Origin of the sequence: Bradyrhizobium sp. 138 (assembly GCF_023074075.1) — a bacterium.
Taxonomy (GTDB): domain Bacteria; phylum Pseudomonadota; class Alphaproteobacteria; order Rhizobiales; family Xanthobacteraceae; genus Bradyrhizobium.
The window spans coordinates 15,366-29,095 of record NZ_JADPKT010000043.1; the positions used below are offsets into that span (position 1 = coordinate 15,366).

At 59.1% G+C, this 13,730-nt stretch carries 12 protein-coding genes and 9 pseudogenes; 11 read left to right on the plus strand and 10 right to left on the minus strand.

All coding sequences use genetic code 11. The annotated features are described in order from the left end of the window. Positions 1 to 96: 96 nt before the first annotated feature. The 3 genes and pseudogenes from IVA79_RS17575 to IVA79_RS17585 all read right to left on the minus strand — a co-directional run bounded on the left by IVA79_RS17575 (position 97) and on the right by IVA79_RS17585 (position 2,448). Positions 97 to 1,685, minus strand: a pseudogene (locus IVA79_RS17575) (IS66 family transposase). 74 nt (positions 1,686 to 1,759) lie between these two features. Continuing rightward, positions 1,760 to 2,104 (minus strand): IS66 family insertion sequence element accessory protein TnpB, encoded by a 345-nt coding sequence (tnpB, locus tag IVA79_RS17580; RefSeq protein ID WP_247554869.1) that lies wholly within the window; start codon positions 2,102 to 2,104, stop codon positions 1,760 to 1,762. After that, positions 2,101 to 2,448 (minus strand): transposase, encoded by a 348-nt coding sequence (locus tag IVA79_RS17585; RefSeq protein ID WP_247554871.1) that lies wholly within the window; start codon positions 2,446 to 2,448, stop codon positions 2,101 to 2,103. The genes tnpB (IVA79_RS17580) and IVA79_RS17585 overlap by 4 nt, the downstream gene beginning before the upstream one ends. 98 nt (positions 2,449 to 2,546) lie before the next feature. On the opposite strand from IVA79_RS17585, the gene tnpB (IVA79_RS17590) reads away from it, so the two are divergent. From tnpB (IVA79_RS17590) to IVA79_RS17610, 5 genes and pseudogenes are all read left to right on the plus strand, one after another. Further along, a complete protein-coding gene (gene tnpB / locus IVA79_RS17590; protein WP_346658187.1) occupies positions 2,547 to 2,894 on the plus strand; it encodes an IS66 family insertion sequence element accessory protein TnpB in 348 nt (115 codons plus the stop codon). A gap of 138 nt (positions 2,895 to 3,032) precedes the next feature. Beyond that, a pseudogene (locus IVA79_RS17595) lies at positions 3,033 to 3,272 on the plus strand (IS66 family transposase); the annotation flags it as partial. Then, positions 3,208 to 3,384: pseudogene (locus tag IVA79_RS17600) on the plus strand (hypothetical protein); the annotation flags it as partial. The pseudogenes IVA79_RS17595 and IVA79_RS17600, both read left to right, overlap by 65 nt. A 146-nt stretch (positions 3,385 to 3,530) precedes the next feature. After that, complete coding sequence (locus tag IVA79_RS17605; RefSeq protein WP_247554891.1) at positions 3,531 to 3,653, plus strand: IS66 family transposase; 123 nt, start codon at positions 3,531 to 3,533, stop codon at positions 3,651 to 3,653. Next, positions 3,653 to 3,802 (plus strand): transposase, encoded by a 150-nt coding sequence (locus IVA79_RS17610; RefSeq protein WP_247554893.1) that lies wholly within the window; start codon positions 3,653 to 3,655, stop codon positions 3,800 to 3,802. The genes IVA79_RS17605 and IVA79_RS17610 overlap by 1 nt, the downstream gene beginning before the upstream one ends. Positions 3,803 to 3,986: 184 nt before the next feature. Here IVA79_RS17610 and IVA79_RS17615 read toward each other — a convergent pair whose 3' ends face one another. Continuing rightward, entirely contained in the window at positions 3,987 to 4,943 is a 957-nt protein-coding gene (locus IVA79_RS17615; RefSeq protein WP_247554874.1) for an IS110 family transposase, read from the minus strand. A gap of 61 nt (positions 4,944 to 5,004) precedes the next feature. Here IVA79_RS17615 and IVA79_RS17620 point away from each other — a divergent pair. Further along, positions 5,005 to 5,524 (plus strand): annotated as a pseudogene (locus IVA79_RS17620) (transposase); the annotation flags it as partial. A 622-nt stretch (positions 5,525 to 6,146) separates the two neighbouring features. Here IVA79_RS17620 and IVA79_RS17625 read toward each other — a convergent pair. Further along, positions 6,147 to 6,305: pseudogene (locus IVA79_RS17625) on the minus strand (ISNCY family transposase); the annotation flags it as partial. Between the two features lie 8 nt (positions 6,306 to 6,313). On the opposite strand from IVA79_RS17625, the pseudogene IVA79_RS17630 reads away from it, so the two are divergent. After that, positions 6,314 to 6,834, plus strand: a pseudogene (locus tag IVA79_RS17630) (transposase); the annotation flags it as partial. Between the two features lie 260 nt (positions 6,835 to 7,094). On the opposite strand, the gene IVA79_RS36805 reads toward IVA79_RS17630, so the two are convergent. The 5 genes and pseudogenes from IVA79_RS36805 to IVA79_RS17655 form a co-directional block, all read right to left on the minus strand. Continuing rightward, complete coding sequence (locus IVA79_RS36805; protein ID WP_256465635.1) at positions 7,095 to 7,574, minus strand: IS5 family transposase; 480 nt, start codon at positions 7,572 to 7,574, stop codon at positions 7,095 to 7,097. A 1,079-nt stretch (positions 7,575 to 8,653) separates the two neighbouring features. After that, complete coding sequence (locus tag IVA79_RS17640) at positions 8,654 to 9,532, minus strand: CmcJ/NvfI family oxidoreductase (protein ID WP_247554876.1); 879 nt, start codon at positions 9,530 to 9,532, stop codon at positions 8,654 to 8,656. A 169-nt stretch (positions 9,533 to 9,701) separates the two neighbouring features. Beyond that, positions 9,702 to 9,917, minus strand: coding sequence for a hypothetical protein (locus tag IVA79_RS17645; RefSeq protein ID WP_247554878.1), 216 nt, complete (start codon positions 9,915 to 9,917; stop codon positions 9,702 to 9,704). A gap of 207 nt (positions 9,918 to 10,124) precedes the next feature. Beyond that, on the minus strand, positions 10,125 to 10,277 hold the full coding sequence (locus tag IVA79_RS17650; protein ID WP_247554880.1) for a helix-turn-helix domain-containing protein: 153 nt from the start codon (positions 10,275 to 10,277) through the stop codon (positions 10,125 to 10,127). A 428-nt stretch (positions 10,278 to 10,705) separates the two neighbouring features. Then, a pseudogene (locus IVA79_RS17655) lies at positions 10,706 to 10,942 on the minus strand (isocitrate lyase/phosphoenolpyruvate mutase family protein); the annotation flags it as partial. Here IVA79_RS17655 and IVA79_RS17660 point away from each other — a divergent pair. From IVA79_RS17660 to IVA79_RS17675, 4 genes and pseudogenes are all read left to right on the plus strand, one after another. Next, positions 10,938 to 11,186, plus strand: a pseudogene (locus tag IVA79_RS17660) (adenylate/guanylate cyclase domain-containing protein); the annotation flags it as partial. The pseudogenes IVA79_RS17655 and IVA79_RS17660 overlap by 5 nt on opposite strands. A 717-nt stretch (positions 11,187 to 11,903) precedes the next feature. Then, a complete protein-coding gene (locus tag IVA79_RS17665; RefSeq protein ID WP_247554882.1) occupies positions 11,904 to 12,254 on the plus strand; it encodes a hypothetical protein in 351 nt (116 codons plus the stop codon). A 107-nt stretch (positions 12,255 to 12,361) separates the two neighbouring features. Continuing rightward, positions 12,362 to 13,210 carry a hypothetical protein gene (locus IVA79_RS17670; RefSeq protein ID WP_247554884.1) on the plus strand — a complete coding sequence of 283 codons (849 nt, stop codon included), beginning with the start codon at positions 12,362 to 12,364 and terminating at the stop codon, positions 13,208 to 13,210. Between the two features lie 328 nt (positions 13,211 to 13,538). After that, positions 13,539 to 13,730, plus strand: a pseudogene (locus IVA79_RS17675) (transposase); the annotation flags it as partial.

Below are 13,730 nucleotides of genomic sequence, written 5' to 3' on the forward strand. Positions count from 1 at the left end.
CACACCGATGGCGTAAATTGTGGAGATCGTCGCTAAGCGGTCCTCTAAAAGTAGTCCGAGCAAACTGGAAATAATGTAAGCGGCAAGCTAATGCCGTCAGGCGGCGTGGTTCCATGGCATAAGCGCGTCGATTTCGCTGCTCCTCCAGCCGTTGGCGATACGCTGAAGCGTTAGGCTGAGCCAGGCGAACGGATCGACGTTGTTCATTTTCGCTGTCTGCAGCAGTGTTGCGATGGTCGCCCAGGTTCGTCCGCCGCCGTCGCTGCCAGCGAAGAGGCTATTCTTTCTCGTGATTGTTTGTGGCCTGATGGCGCGTTCGACCATGTTCGAGTCGAGATGCGACCATCAGTCAGGAAGCGTTCGAAGATGGCACGGCGCGAGACGGCATAGCGGATCGCCTCGGCCAATTTTGATTTGCCGGAGATCCGCCGCAAGGTCTGCTGCCAGAGATCGAAGAGATCTGCGAGGATCGCCGCGGATGCTTGCTGGCGCGCGGCAACGCGAGCGTCGGGGCTTTGACCGCGCACGGTTTTCTCGACCTGCCAGAGCTTCGCCATCCCCTCGACCGTCGCCGTTGCCCCTTCCGAGCTCCCCGCAACATGCAGCTCGTAGAACTTGCGTCTGCAGTGTGACCAGCAGCCAGCCAATGTGATGCCATCATTGCCGCGATCGGATCGCGCCAGCTTGTTATAGGCGACATAGCCATCCACCTGCAGGATGCCGCGATAACCATTGAGGTGTCGGACCGCGTATTCACCGGCGCGGCTGTCTTCGAAGCGATAAGCCACCATCGGTGGTCCGCTGCGGCCAAACGTTCGGTCATCCCGGGCATAGGCCCATAAGTAGGCTGTCTTCGTCGATCCGGAGCCCGGAGCGAGCGTCGGCAAGGTGGTTTCATCGGCAAAGACCCGCTCGGCCTTCTTGACCTCGCTGAAGACGTAGTCGGCCACGATCTCGAGCTCGAAGCCTAGCTTGCCCATCCATTGTGCCATCAGCTGACGGTCGAGCTCGACCTTGTCACGGGCGTAGATCGCCTCCTGCCGGTAGAGCGGCAGGCCATCGGCATATTTAGCGACGGCGATATGGGCCAGAAGCGCTTCCGTCGGAATGCCTCCTTCGATGATATGGGCCGGGGCCGGCGCCTGGATGACGCCGTCCGCGTTCTTGAAGGCATACTTGGGACGGCGCGTGACGATCACACGGAACTTCGCCGGCACCACATCCAGGCGCTCCGACACGTCCTCGCCGATCAGCACCTTCTGCTTGCCGGCATGCTCAGCCAGCTCTTCCGGCTCAATGACGGTTTCGATCCGTTCCAGATGGGCCGCAAAGCCCTTGCTCCGACGCGGTGCACGCGTGCCGTCCGCATGCTCACGGCCCTTGCCGACCTGGGCCTTGATCGCAGCGATGCCGGTCTCGATCTCCTCGAAGACGAAGGCCTGCTGTTCATCGTCGCCGTTCGCAGAGCCGAGCTTTTCCGATCGTCGGCCGAACCGGGCGCGGTCGAAGGCCTTCAGGATCTGCGTCAGCCGCTCGATGCGCGCATCGGCATCGGCGCTGCGGGCCTTGAGATCTGCGACCTCGCTCTCCAGAGCATCGGCGCGGGCCGCCTTCTCGGTCATGGCAAGAACCATGGCCTTCAGCGTCTCTACGTCATTCGGGAGGCTGAGATCGGGCGGCGTCATTGACCCGACCAGAGCACATTTTGCCCCGGTTCTCCTGCCCTTTCAGCCCACTGATTCACTTCGCCGCAGTGCTTTTACCCAACAATCTCGGGCGGCTTGACCGCCGCGGTCCGGACCCGCTTCCAGTCCATCCCATCGACCAGGGCCATCGACTGCGCAGCATTCAGCTGCACCCGATGATGTCCGATCCGCGGCCAGCAGAACCTCGCCTTCTCAAGCCGTTTTAAATAGAGGCACACGCCGGAGCCATCCCACCATACGATCTTTATTCGGTCAGCCCTTTTCGCCCGGAACACGTAAAGCGCACCGTCGAACGGATCTGAGCCCGCATCGCGCACCAGCGCAACAAGCCCATCGATACCCTTGCGGAAGTCGACTGGATGGCTGGCCAGGAACACCTTCACACCAGAGGGGATCATGCCGAACGGACCGCCCGGATCACCCGCTGCAAGTGCGCCTCGTCGACATCCACGCCGGCGCGCACGACGACCTCGCCAATGGCAATCTCGATGACTTCGCCTGTCATAGACGCCACCACGCCCTCGTCACTGGAGTGCCGCGAGCAATAATGCAGGCCAGCCCGAGCATCGCGACGCCAGGCGACGAGCTGCGACGGGTGAACGCCGATCCGATGGGCGATCCCCGATACACTCGCGCCAGGCTCAAGCGCCTCTGCCACCATTTGTGCCTTGAATTCGTCCGACCAGCGTCGGCGAAGCTGCCGCGGTGCTCCCTCGAGACGGTCGGCGACCGCTTCGATCATATGGAAGGTTCTAGTTCCAGAACTAGGCGCAGACATAGAAGCTCATATCGGCTCACAAACTCCGCATCCGATAGCCGATCGCTCACCCACTCCGCCAGATGGGGTCTCTTTGCCGCTTTCGTTCCGACGGGTGCGCGAGTGTGGCTTGCGACAGGGTACACGGACATGCGCCGAGCTTTCCGTCGCTGGCAGAGGTTCTGCGCAACGACCCGCTCAGCGGTCATCTGTTTGTCTTCCGCGGTCGCCGAAGCGATCTTGTGAAGCTGATCTGGCACGATGGCCAGGGAGCATGCCTGGTCACCAAAAGACTCGAGAGAAGGCGGTTCATCTGGCCATCGGTTGCCGGTGAATCAGTAACGATCTCGCCGGCGCAGATGAGCTACCTGTTGTCCGGAATCGATTGGCGCAACCCGCAAGAAGCCCAGCGTCCGACGCGGGTCGGATAGCCGTTTTGGGTTTGAATCTGCTGCTTGATCTGATTCAATGGCTTCATGATATCGAAGCCGGACGACCTTCGATCGGACCTTGTGAGTGCCCTGGCAGCGCTGCAGGCCGAGCGTGAGGCCCGGCTGCGAGCCGAGGCGATGGCTGCCAGCGCGCGAGCGGAGCTGTCAGATAACGCGGCGCTGATCGCGCATCTCGAGTTGCGGATCGAGAAATTCAAGCGCGAACTGTACGGGCAGCGCTCCGAGCGCACGGCGCGGCTGATCGAACAATTGGAATTGGAACTCGAAGAACTCGCCACCACGGCGAGCGAGGATGAGCTTGCCGCGCGGGCCGCCGGCGGCGAAAACCCAGAGCGTGCGCGCCTTCACGCGCAAGCGGCCGGTGCGCAAGCCGTGGCCGGACGACATCGAACGCGAGCGCGTCGTCATCGAGGCCCCGACGAGCTGTGCCTGCTGCGGCGGATCGCGCCTGGCGAAGCTGGGCGAGGATGTGACCGAGACGCTGGAGGAGATCCCGCGCCGGTTCAAGCTGACGATTGCGAGAAGATCAGCCAGCCGCCGGCACCGTTCCATGCCACGCCGCGCGGCTTCATCGGTCCGCAATTGCTGGCGACGATCCTGTTCGACAAGTTCGGCATGCATATCCCGCTCAACCGCCAGAGCGCGCGCTTCAAGTGCGAGAGGATCGACCTGCCATTGTCGACGCTCGCCGACCAGGTCGGCCACGGAACCTTCGCCGTCATGCCGCTCTTCAGCTGATCGAGCGTCATGTACTCGCAGCCGAGCGTCTTCATGGCGACGACACCACCATCCGCATCCTGGCGAAGGGCAAGTGCACGACCGGCCGGATCTGGACCTATCTATGGACGGTCGCCACTTTGCAAGGCTATTTGCTTTGTTTCGGCTGACGATCGTTTGCAGCTATCTATCCGGCTTTATGGCAATGCCACGAGCCTTGATGAGATCCGCGGATCGGCGCCCAATTACGTTGACGAGCTCTGAAGCTCGATAGGTCCAACGGGCTTAGCCGAACCCGGTCCGACCGGTTGCCATCACTCTGCATTTGCCCTCGCAAGCGGAACCACCCTCGATTTATACTTGCGCGCGGTACTCTTCACCATTGGCCATAATCGCCCAAGCAATCCGGGCCGTTTTGTGAGCAAGCGCTACCGTGGTGACCCGATGTGTGCGGACGCGATGAACGGCCGCTCGGGCGCCATGTATCAGCAACTTACGAATGTAGCCGTCGCCGCGTTTGCTGATGCCACCGAAACGCTCTTTACCTCCGGTCGAATGCTGCTTCGGTACTAATCCAAGCCAGGCAGCAAAATGCCTTGCCGAGGCGAACTGTTGTGGGTGGTCGACAGACGCCGCCAGGGCGGTGGCGGCAAACGGGCCGATGCCCGCCACCTTCATGAGACGTCGACAGACTTCATTGTCTTTGGCGGTTGCAAGGATCATCTTCTCGTAGCTTTCAATGTGTAGCTCAAGGTCTTCGATCTGATCGACAAGGATTGACAGGGCGCTGCGCGCGTTCTGTGGAATGCGCTCGTCAACATCAACGAGTGTCATGAGCTCTCTCGCGCTCGCTTTTCCCTTTCCGGCCACGATGCCCAACTCGCCCAAATGACCACGCAGAGCATTTATCGCACCTGTGCGTTGTCGAATAAGCAAATCGCGCGTGCGATGTAGCATTAAGAGTCCTTGCTGTTCGACGGTTTTTACAGGGACAAAACGCATGCCAGGCCGCTGGACGGCTTCCCAGCACGCCTCCGCATCAGCAGCATCATGCTTGTTTGTCTTCACGTAGGCTCGTACGTAGCGGGCCGGCATTAGACGTGCTTTGTGCCCAAGCTTTATCAGTTCACGAGCCCAATGATCAGCGCTGCCGCAAGCCTCAAGACCAACGAGACAACTTGGAAGCCGTGAAAAGAAATCGATAACTTTCCCGCGAGCGAGCTTCTTGCGGATAATTTCTCCATCCTCCGTAATCCAGTGGATTTGAAACCAGCTCTTTGAGATATCAAGCCCGATTGTCATCATAGCCATAGCTTATTCTCCTTCTGGGTGCTCCTTCGCAGCTTATCAGGGCGGGGACCGTCCATCTCATTATGTGCGGGATGACCGGCCCTACGGTGGGCCAGCGCCGCCGGCTGCGGTCTATTACGCCTCGAGCGACCGACGGGGCGAGCATCCCCAGAAGCATCTGGCCGCCTTCGCCGGCATCCTGCAAGCCGATTGCTATAGCGGCTTCGACCCGTTGTTCGACCCGCAAAGGAAAGCGATGCCGATCACACCGGCGTTTTGCTTCGCGCATGCGCGGCGGGGCTTCTTCGAACTGGCCGAATTACATGCTCAGGCGCTGGGACGACTTCGCCCGCTTCCTCGACGATGGCAGGATCTGCCTCAGCAATAACGCGGCTGAAAGAGCGTTGCGCGGCATCGCGTTGGGCAGGCGCAACTGGACCTTTGCCGGCAGCCTGCGAGGCGCCGACCGCGCCGCCATCATGCTGACGATGATCACGACGTGTCGCCTCAACGACGTCGATCCCAAGGCTTGGCTCGCCGACGTCCTCGCCCGGATCGCCGATCTTCCCGCTTCGCGTCTGCACGAACTGCTGCCCTGGTAATGGAAGCGTTTGCGGCAGGCCAGCGAGCCCACCGATCAGCAGGCCGCCTGACCTTCACGCAAGTCATCATAGAGCTCGCCGTACCCGCGCGCATGCGTCAATCAGGCGGTCTTCATCGTATGCGTACCTGGCACTCCAGGTGCAGGAGGTGCTCCGCAAGGACCCGCTCAGCGGTCATCTGTTTGTCTTCCGCGGTCGCCGAAACGATCTTGTGAGCAGTGATCTGGCACGGTGTGCTGCGGAGCATAAAGGAGGTGAACCGAATTTGATGCGTACAGCTTTATGAGAGATGGAGGTTGGCCCTCCTGCATCGGCGTTCCAGCCGCAGATGCAAAACCACGACACTGTGGCTTCGCTTAAAAGGCACGGTTATCAGCAAGTGTTGCAAAAGTCCCGGGTTCACGGGGCAGGCGAGTATCCAGAAGGCGAGCGAAAGCGAATCTTCCTATGACCTATGGCGCAACAATCAGGATGAGAGCCGTATTGCCTCCATACTGATGCTCCCCAGGGCGCGATCGGTTGCCTCATTTATTTTACTCCCGGCTTGGGTTGAGGAGGAGGCCGGGTGCGGAGATGGCCAGGATTTCGGAGCGCCCGGCCTCCTCCGCTGACGCGTGGCACATCATTGGGTTGTGGTGACCTCATATCCCCGGGGCGTCTTCTCCATAGCAACGAACAGTAACGCGTTCGCTTGCTCGCTGCGCCAGGATTTAAGCCGTTGAAGTGTTCGAAGAAGCTTGTTTGGATAGGCTCCGGGATATTCCTCCTGCAACCGGGAGAGCGCAAGGCGAGTACGAGCGCTGGCGGAGGCGCGATCTGTCGGCGATACGTGTATGCGTGGGCCGACGGCGTCTTCCTGCAGGTCCGCATGGAAGACCACGGCGAGTGCATGCTGGTGCTGACCGACCCGACACCAGAAGGCAAGAAGGAACTGATCGGCTTTCAGGTCTGCGTGCGGGAGAGCGCGCAGAGCGCGAACTCCTGATCGACGTCAAGCATCGCGATGCTGGGTGCACAAGACCGTCAATATCCTGGACAACATCCCGCTCTCGGTTCAGGCCACCATGAAGAAGGATCTGCGCGATCTATTGGGCGCCGAAGCGAGCGTCCGCCGAAGTGACGATCGACGTCTTCGCCGAGAAAAAGGGCGCCAAGTACGGCCGCGCGGTCGAATGTCTGCAAGGATCGCGATGCATTGCTGACTTCTACGACTTTCCTGCCGAGCATTGGGATCACTGGCGCACCACAAATCCCACGAGAGCATGTTCGCAACCATGCGGCATAGGACGGTGCGCACCAAGGGCGCATCGTAGCCGACTACCGGGCAGGTGCCAGATTTAACGACTGCATCGAGGTCATCCAAGTTCCGGCAAAACATGCCGCCTGATCACTCGTCATACACAATCCCGCATAGCTCGATTCTCTCTCCTCCGCGGCTAATTTCGATCTGGGGTCCCGCGCCTTTGCGATATGGGAGCTCGCTAGCTATACCTTGAGCACGTGCCTTGATGATGTCGCGTGTTGTAGTCTAACGAGATAAAGCAAATTGGAATAGTGTTAGGGTTCGGACTCAATTGATCCAATAGGCAACGAATGGCGGCGAGGTGGACTGTGGCCAGGAATTCCTGGCGAGTTTGTCGTAGCGAGTTGCGACACGCCTGAAATCCTTGAGGCGGCAGAAGCAGCGCTCGATAACATTGCGCCCTTTATAGGTACGTCTGCTGAAGCTGTGGAGAGTTACCCTGTTGGATTTGTTTGGAATGACCGGCTTGGCGCCGCGATTGACGACTTCGGCTCGAAAGCCGTCGCAGTCGTAACCTTTGTCGCCAATGAGGGTAGACATGGACGGCGCGAGTTTCAAGAGAGACGGCCCTGCGGCAATATCTGCGGCTTGCCCCGGAGTGAGATGAAATGCGCAAGGTCTGCAATCAGTGTCGCTCAGCGCGTGGATCTTCGTGGTCCGCCCGCCGCGCGAGCGGCCGATCGCTTGTTCATGCTCCCCCTTTTCCGCCGCTCGCCGAGCGATGCGCTTTGACCGTGGTGAAGTCAATGGACAAAGTCACGCCGTCCTTGCCGCAGCGGGCGAGCGCTTCAAAGATCGCCCGCCAATGTCCGCGCTGGCCCAGCGATTGAAACGATTCGTAGATCGTCGTGTACGGACCATAGTCGGGCGGGCAATCGCGTCAGCGTGCGCCGCACTGAAGCATGTGAATGATACTGCTGATGATGCGTCGATCATCGTCGCGCACCGGACCCGTCTGGTTCGTTGGCAGATGCGGCACTATCAGAGCCCATGCTTGTCATTGAGCCAGAACAGTCCTTTGCGCACCGAAGCCCCGCACGGAATCAACCCGGTGCGAGGGAATCAGAGTTCGCTACTTAGGTACAGACCGTAGTTGATCCATTCTCAAGAAGGCGCTGACCGGTTTTTGATGCGTCTACGATTGGCGGGACCGCAACGAGGATGAGATCCGGCTGATGTTCGACGGCCAAGGAAACGGCGCTCGAATTCGGCCGTAACCAAATGAAGCCCAGATTGAGTGATGGCTTGCCTTACTCATCTAAGCAAGGTCTGGCGGCTACTGCTAGCGCGACTGGCATGCGACGTTCCGCCGATAAAGGACGCTTAATGGAAATGGCGGCAGACAATAGACCCAATCTGGCAACGCCTTTGGTAGGCGCCAACTACTCATCGGTCATATCATGTGCAGCCCGAACTCCATGTGATTTTCCAACATGCGTTCTCCATTGCGTATAAGGGGAGCTCTCACGATCTCTGGGGCACGCTGCTGAAGATCGACATCTACAGGCACTTTCTACGCCATTGCCAATTTCGGCGAGCGAATACTGCGGTGATTCGAAAGATTTGGGCGCACGTCGGTGTTCTCTTCCGGGAGAAGCTGTTCATGCAGCCGGCGGCCATCCCATCGATGGCAGCAAGAAGGCCAACAACAGCCGCGACTCACGTCCAGGAAGATCGACGTGCGTGCCCAACACCGACGTCGTCGAAGCTGCGCTTACGAGCGACGAGCTGAGGAAAGCGCAAGAAATAAGCGCCGCGGCTGCTGACGCCTGCACATTCCTCTGAGCTTGAGCGGCGATTGAAATGGCAGAAGTGATCTTGGCCGCTTAGTCGTAGTACACGCAGAAGCGCGCCTCGATACTCTCACGGGGCTTTGCACTAGGATATGCGCGACGATCATCGAACGCCGAGTGAGCCGCCTTTGCATTGCAAGGCGCCTCCGAATCATAGCCCTTAAACAAAATGAGCTCGTCCGCGGTCATCTCGGGAAAATAATACCAACGCTGAGCAGGATTGAAGCGCATGACGCAAAACTTAAGCTTGGTGCCACGAAACGTGTAGTCCACCACGACACTATCGGTATCGTCAACGGAGGCGCCATCGCAGAACGCTAAGGGAAAATCCTGCGGAGGCGGCGAGAGGGCGTGCCAAGTTTGAACGATGATCAATCGAGAATACACTCTTGACGGAATGCCCTGCAATTGGTCCTCGATCGCGGCAGTTATAGGGCCGGAGATCGGTGCATAATCAATATGAGCCAATAGACCCGGCTCACATCCTTCGGGAAAGGATCTCCCGCTGGTAGAACGAACAATAACAGCTTGTCGGCGGGGCACGACCCACGACGCATTGAAGTAGTTCTTGATGAGCGGAACCATGTCTTCCAGATATCTGTGGCACAAAGTTCTTGGATCCCCCTCGTTTGCACAGGATATCTTGTGCTGAATGAGGGTGAAACCTTCCCGGTTGAGGGATAGTTCGTCCACGATGGGACGCGCGTTGCGAATAGTAACGTTGTAGCCAACCATTGGCGGCAGGACGACGTTGATTGGCCGAGCGCCTGAGCTAGAGGCCATGTCGAATCCCGGCAAAACAACTTCGGGAGCTTTTTCGTCGGACGTGCGTCGAGCAAAGTTAATTTGACCTTGCACACACTCCAAGTGATCGCGGTTTACCATTGATGAGGCTGGTCTCGCATTTTCCATGGCTGCTTATCTTCTCTATAGATACGGTGTCTCGACACGTAGGTCGCCGCTACTTACAAAATGCGGCGCTTTACTCGAGAGAGCTGGTGGCCCCCTGAAGAGTACAGCAAAAGGGAATGGAATCGTCCTATCGAATCTGGCAGGAAGCGCAAGATCGCTCTCGCTTTACCTATTCGCTCAAAAGACCGCGTTGTATCCCGCGATCCAGTCGCAGAGCTGCTCGGTCCACGCCCGCCAGCGCGAAAGACAAGCTGGATGCGCCCATGGCCGCGACAAAGATGTGCGCATCGCGCACCTCGCCAGTCTTACGGTCAACCACTGTCGACGTGTCGTCGACATAGTCAACAAATAATTTCTCGCGCCCGCCGTGGTGTTCGCGCATCACCAGCGGCAGCCTGCCTTCCCAGTTGCGGACAAAGTCACAAAAACGGCTATACCGGCACCCGTCCGGATGCTCTGCAATGTACGTTTTCCCACAAGCGCTTGCGCTCGTGCTCGTTGGCAATAGTGGACCAGTCAGGTTCGGCCACCTTGCGGCCACCCGGCTTCACGCCAGGAACCCCGTATAGCAGTTGCTCCAGCTCGGCCTCGCTTATCGCTTCCGGCACTGGCCAAGACCCGCGCGCACAAACCGCTTCAGCGTGTCACGTACCGTCGTCGGCCCTATGCCGACACGCTCGCCTAAAACGCGCGTCGAGAGCCCATCCTCAAGGCTCCACCTCACAATCTCTCGCACCTGGCGCATGATAACGCTCCTTGTGCATCCAATTCTTCAAGCTATTTCCAACCGGAAAATGGACCAACGATAAGGCCTTACACCATCCGAAGATGCGCGCGATCAAATCGGAATTCTGCGCGAGGTCATTTTCAGAACCCCTCGTTTCTTAAAATAGGTACGGTGCGCGGGATGATGTCGGAGTCGGAACGCCTCGCGGCGGGCATCACGATTTTCTTAGCACTCCTCATCGTTATTTAGAATGCGCGTCATCTTCAAGAATGTCATTGCCCCTATCTTCCGGGTTAGACTGGTGTGGGCGAGGCAGTAACGTCGGGGCACAAATGTCCAGTGACAGACACCACTTGAGGCGGCCGGGCTGCGCTGCGGCCCGGCAACCGCGCCAGGAATCGACGCTATCGTCATACCAGGGCAGGTCGGAGCAAGTTACCTGGCCGATGCCGTTCACCAACGAGCGAGTTCAGCTTCGGGAAGCAGCTGTCCTCAAGCCAGACGCCCGCCGCGCCAGCCAGATGAAGTTTGCGTGCGAGGAGGCAAGCATTGTTGAAATCGCGAAGCCCTCGTCACCGTCAACGAGCACAGGTAACTCAGTTGTGTCCACTATGCGTTCGACGCTCTGGACGAGCTGGCTCCATGAAGCTTTCATTGGCATCGCCATAGCCGAGCGAGCCGGTCGAGACGACGCTGCGGGGCCTGATCCTCGGCCTTGCCATCGGCGCCGTGCTCGCCGCGCTGGCCCCGGCGATGCTGGCGCGCTCCGTCATCGCGGCGCCGCTGTCGCGTGTCGTCGGCGAGCTGCGCCATGTCGAGGCTTTCGCACTGGAGCAGGTGGGCCGCCATCCGTCTCGACTGAAGGAGATTGCGAGCCTGTCGGGCGCGATCGCCGAGATGGCGGCTGGGCTTTCCGCATTCCGCAAATCTGGCAATCGACAGGCCAGAGGCCAAGATCCGCTTGAAACCTGAGCGTTGGGCGATTGTAGCGGACACGCAATCATGCGCTTCCATCAGAAACGAGAGCACATCATCCGAGCGGACCTGGGCGCGAAGCATTTCGACAGGCGACGGCTGTGCGCATCAACGACCTGCGGTACGCCGAACGGCTTGTGGTTGATACTGCATGCCTAGATTCTGGAGGCCGATCCTCGATTGGCGCCAACGTCACCGTCATATCTTTTTGGGGGAATGCCGATCAATGACTAGCATTGGTAGTTTTTTGAGGCGCGCAGATTTGCTTAATTGCGTAGGAGTGGCGCCGAACGCAAAGCTTTAGGTATAGGGTTGATTGGGGTCCCGAAAGGCTGAAAAGAAGGGCATCGCCTGCAAATGGATGACCTGGGTTCGCTACGGCCTCAAGGAGAATTCCCCACTCCTCGGGGGAGGAGTGCTTAGTGAAAGGGTGAAATCCGGCTTACATAGAGTTGAACACAATGCCGACGCCGCGATTGTCGTAATGCTGATGTCGTGTTTACGACACATGTCGCAAGCCCATCAACAGGGCTGCAGTGGGATGGCGGCCTCGCGCGAATGTCGCGGCAATCGCCGAAGAATGTGTCCTCCTCGCCGATGTTTGCTGGCGCCACTGAGTGCATCGCTTTGCTGAGGCCTCTCCTGTTCTATCGAGTCCAGGAGAAAATCATGGCCGATGTGCAAGAGGTTGTGCTGTCGGAACGGGAAAAACAGTGCATGCATATGAGCTATATACATTGCGCACCGATTCGCTGCCGGCAGATCCCACAGTCTGTCACCTCTCTTCAATTTGCGACACGCATACGACCGCCGCGTCCGCAGCAGGGGGGACGGACCGACGACCACGTTAACAAGGGCTCTGCGCGCTCAACGACGTTGCGTTCTTTCGATGATATAGCGGATCGAGATGAGCTGCATTTGTTTGCGGCGGACGGCGCGATCCGGGTGTTCGTGCAGCCCCGAACGGCTAAAACTTGCGGCTCTTTAGCCGGCACGCAGCTTGCAGGGAACGTCCCGTGACATAGCGCAAGCCGCGCTATGTCATGTGCTTGCGCCCTTTCCGCCGCTTCTGCTTGACGCGCCGGGGCCCGCGAGCCTGGCCGGTCGACCTCAGCCGGAGCAAATCCATGAACACATCACTCCTCTTCGCCACGCTGATTTCGATTGCCTGCTTCATCTCCACTTCGCTTTCACAGGAGCGAACGGATGCGGCACTGACCGATGATCCATTCCGTTGGCTCGAGGACATCGAAGGGCCAGCCGCAGTGGCTTGGGTTCGCGCCGAGAACGAGAAGACCTTGGGGTGCTTCAATCAGATCCTCGCTATCCGCACTACTACGAACAGGCGCTTTCCATCCTGCAGAAGGATCCGGATCGCAGAAATTCCATTGGAAGGGCGGGGTTTGGAGCATTTCTGGCAAGACGAGAACCAGGTGCGCGGCGTCTGGCGGCGCACCGCGCGTGAGAGCGATCGTAGCCAAGACCCAAAATGGGAAGCGATCCTCGAGGTGGACGCGTTGGCGGTCGCCGAGAACAGAAATTGGGTCTTTCGAGGTGCCAGCTGCCTTCCGCCTGAAGAGCGCCTCTGCCTAGTTAGTCTTTCCGATGGCGGCAAGAATGCCGTGTCCATACGAGAGTTCGATCGCATCGCGAAGACCTTCGTTGCGAATGGCTTTTACCTCCCAGAGGGCAAGCAGGACATCAGGTGGGTCGATGGTGACACACTCCTTGTTGCACGGGACTGGGGCGAGGGGACTTTGACGCAAGCCGGCTATCCCTTTGTGGTGAAGGAGGTCAAACGCGCTCAGTCGCTCAGTGAGACTCGCGAGATCTTTCGTGGCGAGCCCGCCGACAGTGAGACGCAGCCCCTCGTGCTTCGTGACAGCGAGGGTCATATTCATGCGACCGGCGCGGTCCGCGCAATCAGCTCTTTCGAGTCCGAATATGTGGTCTTCCGCCCCGATGGGCCCGTCTAGCTCAATCTGCCGAAGAACGCCGAGATCGTCGCGCTCGCGTGCGGCCTCCTGCTTGTGAAACTTGACGAGGACTGGACGCCGTCCGAGGACAACCGCTTCACGGCGGGCTCGGTGATCTCGTATGACCTCGAGCAATGGAAGCAGGACCCGCTTCGCGCCAAAGCCTCGCTTGTCTTTCAACCTGGGCCCCGCCAGGCCCTGAGCGAGTTAACCGCCACAAAGAATTTTGATCCTGACGATCAGAGCTGGCTCAGGAAATCTGGACAGGACGATAAGTGGAGTTTCTGCCTGACGGCGGGCAAGATTGTCCTGCGAATCAGGAGAGACGATGAGCAGACGAGCCCGCCGGCACCACGCACCGGCATTCAAGGCCAAGGTGGCGTTAGCCGCGATCAAGGGCGAGATGACGCTGGCCCAGCTGGCTGGGCATTTCGACGTGCACCCGAACCAGATCACCGAAGTCCCAGCTTCAGGAAGCGGCGGCCGAGGTATTTGGTGCTGGCGGTGGCAACAGAACGAG